This is a genomic window from Bradyrhizobium sp. Crot121, assembly GCF_059512385.1.
Map to the genome: position 1 here is coordinate 1 of NZ_JCAMOR010000115.1, position 16,674 is coordinate 16,674.

Consider the following 16,674-nt stretch of genomic DNA (forward strand, 5'->3'; position numbering starts at 1 on the left):
GCTCGCTACGAGCGTGGCGCCATGATCCTCACCTCCAATCGCGGCTTCGCCGAATGGGGTGAGGTCTTTGGCGACCCCGTGGGGGGCACGTCCGCTCCAAGGCGCCGTCCGCATAGACGCGGGTCCCGGACGGGATTATGATCTGATTGTTTTCGCCATCGACGCGGATGCCGGCGCCCCCTGCTCCTTGCGAAAGCAGGTCGGCGCGCTGGACCACAGTGTTGCCGCTGCCATAGACGTGCAGTCCCAATCCGAGCCTGGCCGTGTTGTATGTATTAGGCAGATAGGCGGTACGGTTAGCATTACGAGCGAAGAAGGGATTGTCGTTTACCAGATTCTGACCGTTGCCGTAGATCGAGTAACCGAAGGAATTGCGCCGATCGATGCTGTGGCCCATGTCCTGCAACGCGGCGAGCTCCGCCTCCATGAGGGAGGTATAATTCCGGTATTGCTGGTGGCTCATCAGGCTTTCGTGCCGACCATCCTCAGTCATCACTCGCACCGGGATACCTGGCATGGCACGGGCCAGTACTTTACTCACATGCCGGCCTGCGAAATAGCCCTGATCGCGGCTCAGGTCGAAAACGTCGTCAGCTTGCGGGTTCGCGCAGCCGGTACAATAGATTGCCTATCCAGGCTTCGCTTGTTTGCCATTGTCATCGTGCAAATGGTCGGTCCAGGCATTTATCGATTCAGGGAAATACGGTGATGTCGCCTCAGGAGAAAATGGCGAATCTTTGTACTGGCAATTCCCAACTGATGGGCCAACTCATGAATCATAACGGGTACAAGACCGATCTTCGGCGTCGTCGGTAATTGCGACGGGATGTAGGCATCGGATGAGAACCCCATCTCGCCGATCTCAACCATGCCATGCGCGCCGTAGTGCAGTTCGCCCGGATCTTGACGCGTGAGTGCCGCCTGCACCTTGGTGCCGCCGTCGGGACAGAGGCCCATGCGGTGTAACCGTTAATCCCGCCGATGTTGACGATGGCCGGCGACTGACCCGGCGTGACGTTGATGATTTCAGCCCAATGCTGGATCGCCGCAAGCGAATGATCTATTTCCCATTGCGGCAAATTCCGCAATGAAGGCCGCGCGTCGCCTGCTCGGCAACAAAAAGGGCCGTCGCCGGTGCCGAATATCCGTGCCCGTATGAAGGGCACGCCGTTCGAATCCGTGACATCGTAACTTTCAACGGCCCTACTGGGCGAACCCAGCAACGCATTAACCGCAAGCACGATGGTCGTAATTGTCTTCGTCTTCATACTACACATTCTATTCGAGGCATCGATTGCAAGCGTGCTTTGCCGTCCAACTTCGAGCGCGTGGGCACGTCAACGCGCGAGCGGAGCGGCCCGTGATTGGTTACACATTGGCCGCGCGACTTCGCGGCCATAACCCAAACGGCAGCGCTTCAAGATGAAAGGAACGCTGTTTGCTCCGGGTCCTTGATGAAATTCAAATCCGCTCACGAAAGGCGCGTCATCGCCGTCGCTGATGCCTTTGATTCAACTTCCTTAACCTCAAACTCTGGCGCATCACGCTTGGCATTTACGCCCCGCTGAGCCGAGGCGCGCCGCGCCCGGATATCACCGCCTGATGTCTGCGGCGCCGGGATGATGTCGGTCATTTTCATGGTCCATGAGCAATGCGAGCTCCTTATTTTCTCTGATCGCGCGGCGATTCTGTATTGTGCAGGAGACAATCCCGACACAGCGGCGGCTGCACGCAACTGCCAAGCAACGGAGCAAAAGCCGGGCCAATCGCCTGACGCGTCCGCGCACGCAGCCGAGCTGAAGGCAGCATGCACGCGCGGTGGCCGTTGGGTGTGAAAGCAGGCACTACCACGTTCGGCGCCCTCCAATGTTGTCGCAAACTCGCCAATGCAAAGGAGCGCAATGAACGCGCGCGCCGAAAAATTGCAGCGCGTTCGTTACTCATCTTTGCTGGCGATTGCCGCAATCAGTTCAGGGCTTGAATGTGCCCGCAAAAGGCAGGCATGTTTATGCACTCATTATCATGAGCTTCGTCATGACATGCTTCAGGCCACATGTGAGCACTGGCGCGCGGGCCGGCCACGTCAAGATAGAGGGTGCGTGAGGCAAGTGGAATGCGACGTGCGCGACCTGGCTGGTCGAAAATGCTCGGCCAGCGATCGCGCTTAAGGCGGATCGAGGATGACCAGGCAATTTAACTCGGAAGAGGCTGGAGCCGGTCCTCGTTGCAGCAGACGACCGTTTGACCAGCCGCGCCGAGTTGGGCGCCACGATCGGCAATATTCTCGAATTCTACGACTTCGGGACCTATAGCGTTTTCGCGATCCAGATCGGTGAGGCGTTCTTCCCGACGAGCGACCCGTTCGCAGCCTCATGCTGTCGCTCGTGACGTTTGGCGCAGGTTTTGTAACCAGACCGATCGGGGCCATCGTGCTCGGCTCGTACTCGGATCGGGCGCCGGCCCGCGATGAGCGCCAGCTTTGCCACGATGAGCGCCGCGATCCTGGTGTTGGCTGTTACGCCCTCCTACGAGACAATAGGAATTGCTGCTCCCTTACTAACCATTTTCGCACGTTTGGTGCAGGGCTTCGCTCTCGGAGGTGAAGTCGGTCCGACTACCGCCTATTTGATAGAAGCGGCCCCGGCCGAAGCCCGCGGTCTTGCTGTCTCGTTTCAACCTGCCAGCCAACAGATAGCTGCGACCGCCGGAGCGTTGGTTGGAGAAATACTCTCCCTCACCATGACAACCGAGGCACTCAATGCGTACCGATGGCGGATCGCGCTTTTGCTCGGCGCCGGTACGCTGCCGTTCGGACTTTGGTTGCGGAGCGCCCTGTCGGAAACGTTGCACCGCCCCGAAGCCCCGGCTCTCCTCGTCCAGACTGTAAGATCGCCTGCCGCTCGCCGCATCATGAGCTTGGGATTCGTCATTTTGGCGAGCTGCACGATTATTACCTACGTCCCGCAATATCCACCTATGCGCTGAACACCCTGCAAGTTTCTGCGCCTCTCGCCTTTGCCACCACGCTCATCAGCAACACGGTAGGAAATGCTGCCGCCCTGCTGGGCGGTTGGCTCGCGGATCTGGCCGGACGCCGGCACATCATGATCTGGCCGCAGATCGCTGCGTTCCTGATGATCTATCCGGTGCTTTTGTGGATCACAGAGAGCCGCAGTGCCCTCGCACTTCTCGGAGGCCTCGGCGCGCTCACCCTGATCGGAGCGATTCCGAATAGCGCCTTCTATGTGAGTATGGCCGAAGGTTTGCCCAAGAACATTCGCGATGGCGCCTTCGCGACGATTTACGCTTTTGCGATCGCGATCTTCGGAGGCACAGCGCAAGTCGTCGTCACCTGGCTGATCCACGTTACCGGGAACGCGCTGGCGCCCGCCTGGTACATGCTTGTCGCCAGCGCGGCCGGGCTCTGTGCCATGCTGATGATGCCCGAGACCGCACCGCCCGCGACCTCGGAAAGGACCATGACCCCAGCTGCGACATCAACGCGATCAAGTTGACCCGTTAAAGAGACCGGCCTCAGCCAGTTCCGGTTGGCGATTCTCTCGTCACCCGCGATCACCCCGTCTCCGCAACCCCGACCAGCTCCGACGAAGTGATCGCTACCATCGTGCCACTGGAGACAAAGAATGGAAGCTTGGCAACACCTCGCAATTAAAGGGCCGGGGCGATTGTCCGGCCATCCGCATCAAAGGCTTACACCCTCTTTGCAAACCAAAACCTTGTCGGGGCCGCGGCATGACGGAGGCCCGGACATACTGCCGCCGCTGCCGCACCAAGCTTCCCCATCCGACCGAGAACCCGCACTCGTCGTTCTGCTGTCGTGGTTGCTGGAGGATGTTCTACGCTGCGAGGTGTCTGGTCTGCGAAGGCTCGATGGCGCGCAACGCCGGCCACCAGCTCGTTTGCTCTCGACCGGCCTGCAAGATCGAGTTCCGTGCACTGAAGCGTCACGGCGTCCTTGGCCGCTTCTACGGACCAAAAACCGCTGTTGGGCACACCCCCAGCCCGAATGTCGTCAGCGCCTCCGCAAACACCGCAAAACAAGGCGTTTGCGAGCGCGTCGACAGCGACCGAGGGTGGCGCATCTGGGCTCCTCGCTGAGCCCGTCGGAAATCCGCCTCGCGACCATCGGGTACACGGCTGCGGTGAAGGCTAGTCGTGTCGCCAACAGACGCCTTCGGGATGAGCTGGAGCGGGCCGAGATCGAGGCCAACGGTCACTTCGAGGACGCCGCGTGGCGCGAAATGACGAGCTCCCACGGCGTCCGAGCGTTCGTCGCCAGCGACAGGCGGCGGTCGGAATCGTGAATTCTCCCTCGCGACGTTCTTTCCCTTGGTCGACGAGATTCCGCGATAACACGCCGCGCAATGCCGAATTCGGGCACATCGTGGCGCCACACCTTCGACCTGACCGAGCCGACGAAGGTGTCGCAATTGATGCGCGTTGCCCGCCGCTATGCGGACCGCAAAGACCTTGCGGCCAAGGTCGAACGTTAGGCGGTGCTGGTCGCGCTGTCGCGTAGCGCGCTGCAAGAAGCGGCACGTCGTGAGTTCGAGGCGAGGATTTTGGCCGGCGAGCGCGTGAGCGCGCAGGAGGTTGCCGCGAAAACAACACGGGGCCTGAAGCGGAATGGAAGACCGCCCAAGGCTCCGGCCGCGACATCCCCGGTAACCCCTTAAATTACGGTGTTTGCGGACGCCTGTTCGACAATCGGGCTAGGTGGGTAGCCCGCCAGCCTAACCACCAACTTTCAGGCAGCACCCGCCGACGGCACTGACACCTTGCGCGGGGGATCCCGCGAAGGGGCTGTTCGTGTGTGGCGAACGCCAGCCGACGACAGCGCGGCCTGGAGCTTCCGACATCAGGGGCGTCAACTGGCGTCCGCAAGCGCCTGTCACATGACCGACTCACATTTTTTGTACTCGCCGATGTGACCTGTCCCCAAAAACCGACGGCCCCGCTCACTCGGCGAAAGAGGCCCATCGGAGGCCAAGTTCCGCGGGGCCTGCCTCCGGACCACCGGCTGGGCAGGCTGGAGCCGGCATGGACAGATTTTGTCTTGCTGGAGTAGCGCCATGAGCCGCAAGTTAAAGCGTGTGTCGTGCTGCGAGGTGTGCTGGACGATGCTGTCCGGATGGTGCCCGAAGCAAAGCGGACGTCATCGTTGAAGGCATGCCTAGCCGAAAAGATACTGGCTCTGGCCGCCGGGGCCAATCGGACACCGCTGTCTTACCGCGGCTTGCCGTGCGGGCGGTGCTGGAATCCTGCTGTAACTGCTACGGGTGTGAAGGGCAGCAACCGACCCTTGCAGCGGGCTGCGACCATCGCGGGAAGGTGATCTAAATCAAAGCCAAAGTGAATTAGCCGCGCTACGTTGCTGATAGGCCGAGTGGCCCTTCGGGCCATTGAGAGCTACGAGATGCTATGGCTGATCATGCAGAAATCATCCGCGCGAGCCGAGCAATGTCGGCAGCAGTGCAAAGACGGCTGGTCCGATCGACAAACAGCGACTACTGCGGCGTTCCGATGAATGGCCGAGGCTCGCACAGCTACCGGTGCTCGCTTCAACCGAAGACGCCTGCAGGAGTGAGCCTGACGAAGGCGACATTCTCAGGCTCCAGCAGTTCACTGAGATGCCTTTGCTCATGTGCGACCTCTTTGCTGATCGAGCTTCAGCCCCCTGACCCCACGGTCGGCCGAGAGGGAGCACTGCCCCGGCGCGCCCAACGGTCGCGCCGGGGCACATGACCTGGAGCGGAATATGCCTCGAAATAACTCAGCCTATTACCGCGCCAAGGCCGAGGATTGCCGTGCGCAGGCGGAGCGAGCGAGCCGCCCGCTCGACAAGGAGTCGTGGCAACGCCTCGCCGATGAATGGCAAAAGCTCGCAGAACACGCCGAGAGACTCGAAAATCAATAAGTCTTCGACCGATGCCCCACTTGGAAACTTGCTTAGGAATCCTGCGCAGGTTGATCGCTAAGGCGATCTGAACCGCATCCCGTTGGCTGAGAGGGCCATTAACGAATACTGGGATGTCACCCTGCCGAGGGCCCACAAGAGCGGCCTTCGGTTTGTTCAGCAACACATTCAGGCCCACGCCAATGCGGTAATGGGGGATCGCCGCTCCTTCGCCGAACGCGTACATCGAAACAAAGCTGGCGGAGTAAGGCCGCCTTGGTCGGGGTATCCGCGGAGACGTGCCAGGTGTCATCGGCGATCTTGCGGAGGCGGTGCGTCCAGTCGAGACCACGCTGCATCATTTGGCTTCGCTTAGCCAGAGCCAAGCAAAAGTCCTGCCCAGCAAGCGGCAGAGTTATTCTTACGAAATTCTTCTTTGGGGAATTCCCTGATCGACCGGGAGGGGATTGTGCGCTGGAGCTTTACCGAAGTTCCCGAAGGCGGCCATCGCATCTTCGGGCGGCCGAGCCCCGAAGAGCTGATGTCGGCCGCCTCCCGAGTTGCAGCCTAACATGCTAGCGTGTTTTGGCGTGCAATCCTGCCATCTTGTCCTGGGCTGAGATGGTACGAGCCTGCCACACGACAAGAATGGCTTGTTCTCCGGCCAAAGCGCGATGTCACCGACTCATAAGGCAATACGCCCTCCGTGATTGTCGTGCCATACCCCAACTACATCCCGTGTCGAGCAACCTGCGTCGACCGGTGCTCCGCCTCGGCAAGCCAATAGGGTGGGTGGCCGCTAACTGCGGTGCTCAACAAGGACTTACAGAATGCAGGCGTTAGCTTGCCGCGATGGATCACGACGTTCTAGTGACCCGTCGCAGCTCGGGCGTTCTGCCAGTGCCGATTGTAGCCGCGCTGTTCATTCGACTTCACGTGGCAAGCGGCGAAGTCGGCGTCATCCAGCGTCGCCAACTGCCAGGCATGTACCGGCCGTTTCGTATGAATGTGCACCCACATCGGACTGGGCATCGCACCATTGCGCCGTGCCTTACCCTGCAGCTTGATCTCGAACAGCGTCCCTGGCTCGCCCTTCAACGCGCGCGGTAGATCCGCAGGCGCCAACTCCTCAGCCGCCCGCAGCTCTTCAAGGTACTTCTGCGACGGAAAGGCGTAGGTCTTCATGCAATCGATCCTGATTTTGGCCTTTCGGTCCTGCAAAGTCTTTGCCAGCCCCTGTGCCTCGGACAACATCACCTTGAGCCGGTTTAATTTGTTGTGCACTTCGCTCACTTGCGCAGGCGTGAGTAGGCCGCGTCGACGAGGCTCCTCCAACGCGGCTACACAGGCCTGCATCTCGGCGGCCTGCTTCTGCAGGCGCTCGACGACGGTGTCCACGATGTGGTCGGCGTCCTCGGGTTTCATCTGGCGCGCTTGCGAGATGGCCCTTTGCTGACCGGGCAGATCGAATTGCAAAAGTTCGTCCAACCGCTTGAGTACTCGCGTCAGTGCCTCCTTCGACGGGGGAGCCTGCCACATCGCCAAGTGTCCGGTCGCCGACGATGACGCCCTCGCATGTGCCTCCTCCGCGCTCGCGAGTTTCTTCGTACCCAGATCGGAGAGCACGAGAACCTTGGCTGCTGGCGCCGTGCCAATGCCGGCGGTCGCGACCTGCGGCTCCGGCCGCCCAGCCGCCGAACTCCCGGCGCAAGCGGCGGGCGTGCGCTTGCCTTTCCCCTTCCTGCGCGCTGCAGTGCCTTCGGCCGCAACAGCCCTGCCGGTAGTGCTCGCCGGTGTCGAAGCTCCAGCCTCGGCCGGCGGTGCGATGTTGGCCGGCATCTTCGGCTGCACTGCCAGAAACCGCATGACCTCGTTCGCAGTGAGCCACGCGCCTTCCACGATCTGGTCCAACAGTTCCACTGGGAGGTGGGCACCTGTTCCAACGTCGCTTAGCTTGGCAACGATGTCGTCCTGCGACGCCGACGCAAATTCCGAAAGCCGCTCCATGACTCCTTCCAGAACGGCGCAGTGCTCTGCGTCGAGTGCCTGTCCTTTGCTGTATAGAACAGCGTCGGACGTCGAGACGAATGCCGGAAAAACATCCTCGATGAAGGTTCCGAGCAGACGCGCCCGCCCGTTCTCACCAATGAGGATTTTTCTCACGGCTGGTTCGAACTCGCTCGCCTGCTGCTCAATCATGAACTGCGCGAGAGCGATCCGCGATTGCAGATGCATGCACTTCGTATTGAGTGCCCAGCCGGCGTGCAGCCGCAGTGCCGCCTCTTCGCCCTGCCGCATCCGGGGCGTTGTACTTGGTAGGTTGGCGGTGGCCGCGCAGACGGACTGCATCCGTTCCGAGCGCAATGCCTTCTTTCCCCACCACTCTATGCAGGCCAAGTACTGTTTCGCCACAGTGGAAACCGCTCGGCTGAGCTGGTCGGGCGAAGCGTTGGATTTGCGGAGCGCGTCGAGCACGGATGCCGCACCCTTCCTGCTCTTCTCCAAGGCGTAGATGGTCCGGGTGGCCAGCATGTTGCATTCGTCCGCCGCCTCGAGTGCCACGTCGCGGATTCGGCGAGCCTGATCGTCGGGCACAATGCTACGTGCCAAATCTGGGGGCAGACTCGCGTAGTACTCCAGAACTGTTGAGCCTGCCTTGACGACTTGATCGATCAGCTCTTGCGCCTGTGACGAGTCCTGGACTTGCTTGGCCGCATTACGACAAGCCTCAAATTCCTCAAGCAGGCTGTCCATTTTCCGCTTTGTTGCTTTGATCTCGTCGCCCCTCGAGGAAACGGGGACTGCCAGACGCGATGTTGGCGGGTGGCTGGCGAGTGGCGCCGTTGCACCTTGAGGCCCGGAGCGCATCCGCTCCAGGACGGAGTCGAAAGATTGGCTGCCTTCCCCAGGGGCGAGACTGGAATCCGAGGGCGCATTGCTTGATCCCCCCGCGCTGTCGGCTCCTGCAGTCCCAACGTGCGATTTGCCAGGTCGGCCAATGCCCGTCATATTCATCTCCGATACAGTCGAGAATGCGCAGCCTATCTAGATAGAGCACCTGGCTGACGATTGGCTGACGAAGGTCGTTCTCCCGGACGCACAAGAAAATCCGAATGACCATCGTTCCAATTCCATGGAAGCTGCCCTGGTGAAGCTCATATGCAGCACGTTTGAGGACCGGGTTCGAGAGCCCGGCAGATTGCGAATCCATCTCATCGCGCAAAGCCGGGGCGGATAACGGAGGTCCCATGAGATTGCGAACTACCATTCATGGGAGCACCTGTACGCGCATCTTCGGACCTATACGAGATCCAGTGCCAAGGCTGCCGAAGGCGGTAACGAATTCCGGAGGCTGGATATGGCGTTCTGCAACGTTCTGGCCGGAAACTGATGCTTTCTCTTAAGGCCTTCTGTCGTCCTCCCTGAGAGCCTGACTGAAAAAAGGAGTGAGTGATTTCGGTCGGCTGTGATTCCTTCGGATTTGCGAAGATTCGAGGGAGGGCACGATGCCGTGGACCAAAATCACTCGTGTTCAGTATCAGCGTAGTGGACTGCGTTACGCAAGCGATCTGACCGATGCGGAGTGGGCGCTGATTGCCCGGAAGATGCCGCGGCGACGGCGGCTCGGGCGACCGCGGCAGGTCGATTTGCGCGAGGTGGTGCAGGCGATCTTCTACATTTTGTCCACCGGCTGCCAGTGGCGGGCTTTGCCAAGCGAGTTCCCGCCGTACTCGACGGTCCAGAGCTATTTTTATGCTTGGCGCGATACCGGCAGGTGGCACAGGATCGTCAGGGCTCTGGTGCGACAGGCGCGGCGAAAACTCGGCCGCAAGCTGACACCGACGGCAGCCGTCATCGACAGCCAAAGTGCTTCGACGACACAAGCCGGCGGACCGCGTGGCTTCGATCCGGGCAAACGGGTTCATGGACGCAAACGGCACATCGTCACCGATACCAACGGTCTTCTGCTGGCCGTCCACGTTCATCCCGCCAATGTTCAGGATGTCCATGGTGCGGTCCCCCTGCTGGAGCGCGTGCGAGATCGCTTTCCCAAGCTGCGTCACGTCTTTGCGGACCGGGTTTATCGCGGAAAACAGCTCGTGGAAGCGCTCTCCCATTGCGGGCCGTGGACCATCGAAATCGTTCAGCGCCCGCCCGGGGTCAAAGGCTTCCAGCTCTTGCCTCGACGCTGGGTCGTCGAACGCACCTTCGCCTGGTTCGGAAGATGCCGACGCCTCGCCAGAGACTTCGAGGGCTCCGCCGCCACCGAAGTCGCCTGGCTTCTCATTGCCCACGTCAGGCTCCTCACCCGACGCCTCGCCACGCCCTCCAAATGCTGACCGCTTTTTGAGTCAGACTCTGAGGAGGCGCTAGCAGTCTGCTGAAAAACGTGAGGAATGAAGCGTTTTTTTTCTGTTGCGGAGGCCTCGTTGGGCTGGCGCGTCCGGGAGGCTAGGTCTGGGCTGGCTAGGCTGCAGCCAGTTTGGGGATGCGGATCAGATTATAGGCGATCAGATTGAGCAGGAAATCGGCGGCGACGCGACCGATGCCGCGATGTTTGGTCTTGCGCATGGTATTTCGACCTCTCGCCCGGATGTAGTTGCAATCATGAAGGCGCACGACTTGTGGTAGATCGAGCTGAAGGCTGTGGGCAAAGGCTATGAGAGCTGTCTGGCTCGCGTGGCTCGTGCTCGTTGTGTCGGTCTCGCAGGCCTGGTCCTGGGGCAGGAAGGCCATGCAATTGTCGCGAGATCGCACGGCGACGGCTCGATCCCGCCACGCTCGGCAAAATCGAGGGCCTGCTTGCGCAGGAAGCTCCTGCTCTTGATCACCCCAACGTAACACTTGCTTCGATCGCCAGTTGGGCTGACGAGTACCGTGCCGACCATAAGGATACGGCAGGATGGCATTTCGTGGATACCGGATGATGATCAACCTACGATCCGGATGATGACCTCGCGCAACTCTGGTTCGATGAAGGGCGGGCAGACCAAGCGCGCACTAGATGTCGGCTTCCCTGGCGGCGACCAACGCTGCAACCCTCGTGCACCCCGTCCTGATCGGGCGCATTTTTTTCTCTTCCGCGAGCGCGTGCGTATGACTTGCTCGATTGATTCACATCAATGCCGTGCTGTGCTATTTATGATCAGAAACGCAAGGAGGCGAGATCGACCGGGTGGCTGCGCTCCTGAGGGGCTTGCGTCATTGATCCAGCACCTAACGATCGCGGGAGCTTTACCTCACAATCAGATCTAGCTGGATTTCCGCGCGCCATCATCGGCGCGCCGATTCGAAACATTCAATCTCCAGCCGCTGCACGCCGGAGAACTTATGTGCTTTGCTCTCCTCTCGTCAAAGCTTAATCCAACGCAGCAGGGCGAACGCCTTTTCGCTGCGAGCCTGCATTGCCGGTCGAAAGCAGCGCCCTATCTCCTCAACGACGGCGGACGGTCGGGCAGGAAGATCGTCCGTTTGGACGAGACGAAGGCTTTGGGGAAGCCGCCATGCACATGGCATAGGATGGGTCGGGAGAAAGATGGGCTCGAGCTGATCTCCCTACTGACAGCGCATCAATCAATGAGCGAGCAAGGACATCAGGCCATGGGACGTATGAACGAGAAGGTCATTCTGGTGACCGGCGGAGCTCGCGGGCTGGGTGCAGCTCATGCGCGCCTGCTAGTCATCTGGAACGCAAGTTCGTCACATTAGTTGATAGCTCGAATCTCTACAGAGGAGAGTGCGAGTGGCGAATGCAGGTGAGCGAGGCCGGGGCCGATCGCGCCGTTAGTGCTGAGTGCGCAGGAGCGGGCGTACTTGGAGAGACAAGTTCGTCGTCATCGCGTAGCCCGGTCGCTATCTGAGCGATGCCGTGCGATCCTGCGGTGTGCGGATGGCTTGCCAAGCAAGTCCGTAGCTGCCGAACTCGGCCTTCACGAACATACCGTTGGTAAGTGGCGTCGCCGGTTTTTGAAGGATCGCTGTGATGGCCTGCTTGACGAAGCGCGACCTGGCCGTGCTCGCACCATCAACGACGATCAGGTTGCCGCCGTGATCGAGCGGACGCTGCGGACGACGCCAGCCGACGCGAGGCACTGGTCGATCCGCTCGATGGCGGCGGAAACCGGCTTCTCTCACACCACGATCCGCCGAATGTGGACGGCGTTCGGCTTGCAGCCGCACCGCAGCCAGACATTCAAGCTGTCGAGCGATCCGCTGTTCGTCGACAAGGTGCGCGATATCGTCGGCCTTTATCTATCCCCACCGAACCGTGCGCTCGTCCTCAGCATCGATGAGAAAAGCCAGATTCAGGCGCTCGATCGCGAGCAGCCGGTCTTGCCGATGATGCCTGGCGTGCCGGAACGGCGCACGCACAGCTATGTGCGGCACGGTACGACCTCGCTTTTTGCCGCGCTCGACGTCGCCTCGGGGTTCGTCATCGGCAAATGCTACAAGCGGCAAAGGGCAGTCGAATTCTTGAAGTTCGTCAAAGAGATCGACGCTCAAATCCCTGAGGGGCTCGCTGTCCATATCGTCATGGATAACTACGCCACCCACAAGACACGCAAGATCAAAGCGTGGCTTGCGCGCCGGCCGCACTATCATGTCCACTTCACACCAACTTCCGCGTCATGGATCAATCAGGTCGAGCGCTGGTTCGCTGAACTCACCAGAAAGCAAATCCAGCGAGGTGTTCACACCTCCGTCAGGCAGCTCGAGGCCGACATCCGTACCTTCATCGACCTGCACAACAGAAACCCGAAGCCCTTCAAATGGACCAAGTCAGCCGATCAGATTTTGGCTTCCGTCAAACGCTTCTGCCACAAAGCTCAACAGACTTTATGCGGCGAACTTTAGATTCACGTGACTAGTAGCCGAGAGCGCTAAGGTCGTAATTACTGATATTCTTCACGCAGAAGGGGAAACTCTCGCTGCTGAACTAGGCACTTCCGCCATCTACGTGCGCCAGGACGTCACCCAGCCGGCGGAGTGGGCCAGGGCGGTCGCGGTCGCCGAAAGCAGCTTCGGCGCGCTGCATGGGTTGGTCAACAATGCTGGGATCGCCAGCATGGCCCCCCATCGAGCAGCTCTCGCTCGATCAGTGGAATAGAACCATTGCCGTCAATTTAACCGGTGTGTTCCTCGGAATGCAGGCGCGGCCCTGCCGGCAATTCGGCGCGCGGGCGGCGGTTCGATCGTCAACATCTCATCGGTCGAGGGGCTGCGGGGCACTGCCGGGCTTCATGCCTATGCGGCTTCTAAGTTCGGCGTGCGGGGCATAACAAAGTCTGCTGCGCTGGAGGCAGCCGCCTCTGGCGTCCGCGTCAACTCGATTCATCCCGGCTTCATTACCACGCCCACTACCGAGCGTTTCGATCCCTCTCTTTTCCCTATTCCTCTGGGCCGGGCAGGCTGCCCGCAGGACGTGTCGCATGCAGCCTTATTCCTACTCAGCGACGAGTCCAGCTATTTTACCGGTTCCGAGATCGTCGTCGATGGCGGTTTGACGATCGGCGTTCCGCACAGATGGCAGGCAGCCGAGAATATCTTTTGATGAATACCAACTGACAGTCTAAGCCAGGGCAACAAAAAGCTGCGGTTCGCCGTCTCAGCTCTCGGGATCTTCGGACCGTATGGCCAACGGTAACGTCTCCGGCGGATCGCAGTTGGCGCCAGCAGCAGCGGAGGCGCCCGCAAAGCGCGAAGAGTGCTTGCAGCTGGAGCAGAAGGAGCTCTTGCGGGCGCCGCATTTGGGTGAAGCGAGCGAGAAGACCAGGTTCTGCCTGCGCGGGAGCGGGACGACGCTCGACGAGAAGAGCATTGAGAACTGCGCGCTTGTTGAACAAGGCGACGAACCAGCGCTTTGTGGATGGCATAGCGTAATGCGCGCCGTGGGTTCTCGTGTGCTAACTGGGCTCCAGCGTGGGCCACACTTGCTGGGTCGCAGGCACCTTCGAACTGGTCGGCGGCAGGCGCACGGATGGGGCCAACACGCGAGGAGCACGCTGCGCAATTGCCACTATTTAGGCGGGCGGTTCGCGCCAGCAGTTGGGGTTCGGCTACATCGAAGGCGTCACCGACGACTACCAGCGTCATGGCACGACCACCCTGTTTGCCGCCCTCAACGTGCTCGACGGCGCAATCATCGCTCAATGCAAACCCCGCCATCGCCACCCGGAGTTCCTCGCCTTCCTGCGTCATATCGAAGCTAACGTGCCGGCCCAACTGGACATCCATCTCATCGTCGACAACTACGCCACTCACAAGCATCCCAAAGTCAGGGCCCGGCTCGCCCGCCGTCCGCGTTGGCACATTCACTTCACGCCAACCTACGCCTCCTGGCTCAACCAGGTCGAACGCTTCTTCGCGCTCATCACCCAACGCGCCATCCGGCGGGGATCGTTCGATTCCACCGCCGATCTCGTCAAAAAAATCGACCGCTTTATCCGCAGCCACAATGCAAATTCACGCCCCTTCATGTGGACCGCTGCCGCCGACTCCATCCTCCAAAAACTCGCGCGACTTTGTCAGCGAATTTCCGGGGCAGAACACTAGAGGGAACATTCTCACCAATGTTTTCCGACTGGAGTGTTAGCTACGGAGACGGGATAGTTGGTGATTGAATGAAGCGATCCTGATGGAACCTTTGGACCGGTTGGCGATCCGCAACTGCATCTATCGGTACTGCCGCTGCATGGCCCGGGCCAGCAAGGCCATGCTGCGCCGCTCCTATCGACCCCACGATCGGCATGGCATCTATTCCGGGCCTGCGGAGGGCTCCTGCCTCCCCGCGCGAGAGGTGCTCAAAAGCGCGCCCGCAGTATCCACCAGTTCGGCCAGTTATGACAGAACTGGTCGGCCCGACGCGCGCCGCTCTGCGACGTGCTTCCTTGTCATGCAGCGCGGCGGCAAGGATGGGCCCGTGCGGCAGTTCCGATCGGGCGACGCTGTTGCGGCTCGTTCGACAAGCGCGGCGGGGAGTGGTGCATTGAGGATTGTTCGACTGGGCCGAGGAGCAGTCGTTGTAGCCTCAGACCGAGGCCGCGCGCTGTGGCCGGCGCCTGCTGAGTGGAGCGCGGCCGTCCGACGATCCGATTTGCGAAACTCCGGCCGCTGCCCTCGATCGCCGCAAGCAGGATCCGCGTGCTCGCTCGTATCAGGTCCGGCGCACATCATCGCGCGCCAAGTAACTGGAGACCCCAATTTCCAAGCGGCACGCTGCTTGCTTCATTCGCGGTGCCATCACCGATTGCCAGCTCGAAGGCGCTTGGTTGTGGATCGGGAAAGCGCCGCGGAGTGTTTGATGCGATCTTGGAGAGCGACAACGGTTGCGCTGGTCGAAAACGGTGCAGCCAATTCGGCGAACCCTTGGGCCAGCAGCACAAGTGCCACCGACCCTGCGGAGCTGGTCCGGAGGATGTATTGGCGGGCACGTCGACGGTGGTTACGGCCAAAAACCCTTCAGCAATCCCTACGGTCCGTCCGTTTATGGCGTCGTCAATACTCCTGTGTTCCTGGCAGGCGGCCGGATCGGCTACAACTGGCAGAGGAATAGGTCGGTGTTTGGCCCCACTGCTAGCGGTGCAGTCTGCAACGGCACAAATACCTGCCTCGCCGGCTCCGGCACGATAGTGAGCGCAAACTGCAAGGCAAACCCAAATGTCTTTGTAACTGGCGCCGGTCATCTCGGTTACGCTTTTGGCGCGCAGGGCCACACGCTGACCTACCTTAAGGGAGGCGTGGCTTGGCAAAACAATCCAGATGACGTCATCAATAACAACGAGTTTGGCCAATATCGGCGCCGGCGAGCGCGACTTCTACAAGGCGCTCGACGAGGTCTTTCCCGGCACACGCCACCAGCGAGGCTGGGTGCACAACACCGTGAACGTCCTGGACATGGTCCCACTCTCCGTGCAGGCCACCATGCAAGAAGAGTTCTGCGAGGTCCATTGGGCGCGAACCGAGCGTCCGCCGAAGCGGTGATCGACGTCTTCGCCGAGAAGTATTGCGCCAGTACGGCTGGGCGGTCGAATGCCTGGTGAAGGATCGCGACGCACTGCTGGCCTTCTACGATTTTCTTCCCGAACGTTGGGGTCACTTGCGCACCACCAATCCCATCGAGAGCGTGTTCGCCACCGGGTCGATACGGGACCGCGCGGACGAAGCGCTCTTTGTCGCCAACCACCGCTGAAATGGACCCGCGGAGCGGGACCGACCGCGGTCTGGATGACCGCCGTGCTGATGCCGGCCTCCCGCAGCGCCTTCTCATGCGCGTCCATGCAGGCCCCGCAGCCGTTGATGGCGCTTACCGCCAGCGACCACAGCTCGAAATCGGCCTTGTCCACGCCGGGATTGCCGATGACGTTCATGCGTAGCCGCGTCGGCATCGTCTTGTATTCCGGGTTGGCGGAGAGGTGAACGAAGCGGTAGTAGACGTTGTTCATCGCCATCACCGAGGCTGCGGATTTCGCCGCCGCGACCGCGGCCGGCGTCATCACGACAGCTACCGCAGATTCCATTGCGGCGATCACTACAGGATTGCGGGCGGCAATTGCGGTGGCGAGCAACAGCCCGTGTTTCCTCTGCGGTGATAGCGTCTCATCTGATATCATCGACGCCAGGTTCAGTCTGACGTCCTTGGCGAAATCGGGGATCTGGTCCATCAACTGCTCAATTGACATGATGCCTCAAGCAACCTTCAGCGTTTCGCCGCCGATCTCGCGGTTGCAGGGGCAGAGCTCGTCGGTCTGCAGAGCATC

7 protein-coding genes and 10 pseudogenes are annotated in these 16,674 nt (G+C 60.6%); 11 read left to right on the forward strand and 6 right to left on the reverse strand.

Translation table 11 applies throughout. The annotated features are described in order from the left end of the window. Nucleotides 1–114 (forward strand): annotated as a pseudogene (locus tag AC5ZGW_RS42365) (ATP-binding protein); the annotation flags it as partial. Between the two features lie 73 nt (nt 115–187). Beyond that, a complete protein-coding gene (locus tag AC5ZGW_RS42370; protein ID WP_474419581.1) occupies nt 188–709 on the forward strand; it encodes a hypothetical protein in 522 nt (173 codons plus the stop codon). Here the strand turns inward: AC5ZGW_RS42370 and AC5ZGW_RS42375 are convergent. Further along, entirely contained in the window at nt 685–957 is a 273-nt protein-coding gene (locus tag AC5ZGW_RS42375) for a hypothetical protein (RefSeq protein WP_130231077.1), read from the reverse strand. The two genes, AC5ZGW_RS42370 and AC5ZGW_RS42375, sit on opposite strands and share 25 nt — an antisense overlap. Before the next feature lie 514 nt (nt 958–1,471). Then, nucleotides 1,472–1,633, reverse strand: a complete 162-nt coding sequence (locus AC5ZGW_RS42380; RefSeq protein ID WP_165421398.1) for a hypothetical protein — start codon at nt 1,631–1,633, stop codon at nt 1,472–1,474. Between the two features lie 575 nt (nt 1,634–2,208). Between AC5ZGW_RS42380 and AC5ZGW_RS42385 the strand changes: the two are divergent. The 3 genes and pseudogenes from AC5ZGW_RS42385 to AC5ZGW_RS42395 all read left to right on the forward strand — a co-directional run. Beyond that, nucleotides 2,209–3,515: pseudogene (locus tag AC5ZGW_RS42385) on the forward strand (MFS transporter). A gap of 870 nt (nt 3,516–4,385) precedes the next feature. After that, nucleotides 4,386–4,514, forward strand: coding sequence for a hypothetical protein (locus AC5ZGW_RS42390; RefSeq protein WP_283807049.1), 129 nt, complete (start codon nt 4,386–4,388; stop codon nt 4,512–4,514). Nucleotides 4,515–6,356: 1,842 nt separating this feature from the next. Next, a pseudogene (locus tag AC5ZGW_RS42395) lies at nt 6,357–6,488 on the forward strand (AhpC/TSA family protein); the annotation flags it as partial. Nucleotides 6,489–6,646: 158 nt separating this feature from the next. Here the strand turns inward: AC5ZGW_RS42395 and AC5ZGW_RS42400 are convergent. Then, nucleotides 6,647–8,926 (reverse strand): annotated as a pseudogene (locus AC5ZGW_RS42400) (T3SS effector XopP-like protein). Between the two features lie 497 nt (nt 8,927–9,423). On the opposite strand from AC5ZGW_RS42400, the gene AC5ZGW_RS42405 reads away from it, so the two are divergent. Next, nucleotides 9,424–10,257, forward strand: a complete 834-nt coding sequence (locus tag AC5ZGW_RS42405) for an IS5 family transposase (RefSeq protein ID WP_130230715.1) — start codon at nt 9,424–9,426, stop codon at nt 10,255–10,257. 127 nt (nt 10,258–10,384) lie between these two features. Here the strand turns inward: AC5ZGW_RS42405 and AC5ZGW_RS42410 are convergent, their stop codons facing one another. Continuing rightward, nucleotides 10,385–10,654, reverse strand: coding sequence for a hypothetical protein (locus AC5ZGW_RS42410; protein WP_130230717.1), 270 nt, complete (start codon nt 10,652–10,654; stop codon nt 10,385–10,387). On the opposite strand from AC5ZGW_RS42410, the gene AC5ZGW_RS42415 reads away from it, so the two are divergent. The 5 genes and pseudogenes from AC5ZGW_RS42415 to AC5ZGW_RS42435 form a co-directional block, all read left to right on the forward strand. Next, nucleotides 10,612–10,845 carry a S1/P1 nuclease gene (locus tag AC5ZGW_RS42415; RefSeq protein ID WP_165421509.1) on the forward strand — a complete coding sequence of 78 codons (234 nt, stop codon included), beginning with the start codon at nt 10,612–10,614 and terminating at the stop codon, nt 10,843–10,845. The two genes, AC5ZGW_RS42410 and AC5ZGW_RS42415, sit on opposite strands and share 43 nt — an antisense overlap. Nucleotides 10,846–11,660: 815 nt before the next feature. Further along, nucleotides 11,661–12,772: pseudogene (locus tag AC5ZGW_RS42420) on the forward strand (IS630 family transposase). Between the two features lie 22 nt (nt 12,773–12,794). Next, nucleotides 12,795–13,469, forward strand: a pseudogene (locus tag AC5ZGW_RS42425) (SDR family oxidoreductase); the annotation flags it as partial. A gap of 512 nt (nt 13,470–13,981) precedes the next feature. Further along, nucleotides 13,982–14,470 (forward strand): annotated as a pseudogene (locus AC5ZGW_RS42430) (IS630 family transposase); the annotation flags it as partial. Between the two features lie 1,215 nt (nt 14,471–15,685). Further along, nucleotides 15,686–16,110, forward strand: a pseudogene (locus tag AC5ZGW_RS42435) (transposase); the annotation flags it as partial. Between the two features lie 18 nt (nt 16,111–16,128). Here AC5ZGW_RS42435 and ahpD read toward each other — a convergent pair. Further along, nucleotides 16,129–16,596 (reverse strand): annotated as a pseudogene (ahpD, locus tag AC5ZGW_RS42440) (alkylhydroperoxidase, AhpD family); the annotation flags it as partial. A 6-nt stretch (nt 16,597–16,602) separates the two neighbouring features. Next, nucleotides 16,603–16,674 (reverse strand): annotated as a pseudogene (locus AC5ZGW_RS42445) (peroxiredoxin); the annotation flags it as partial.

Bases quoted from the DNA above. Each gene is read 5' to 3' on its own strand.
- AC5ZGW_RS42390 (WP_283807049.1), top strand. From the start codon at position 4,386: ATGCCGAATTCGGGCACATCGTGGCGCCACACCTTCGACCTGACCGAG.
- AC5ZGW_RS42380 (WP_165421398.1), bottom strand. From the start codon at position 1,633: ATGACCGACATCATCCCGGCGCCGCAGACATCAGGCGGTGATATCCGG.
- AC5ZGW_RS42410 (WP_130230717.1), bottom strand. From the start codon at position 10,654: ATGGCCTTCCTGCCCCAGGACCAGGCCTGCGAGACCGACACAACGAGC.
- AC5ZGW_RS42405 (WP_130230715.1), top strand. From the start codon at position 9,424: ATGCCGTGGACCAAAATCACTCGTGTTCAGTATCAGCGTAGTGGACTG.
- AC5ZGW_RS42375 (WP_130231077.1), bottom strand. From the start codon at position 957: ATGGGCCTCTGTCCCGACGGCGGCACCAAGGTGCAGGCGGCACTCACG.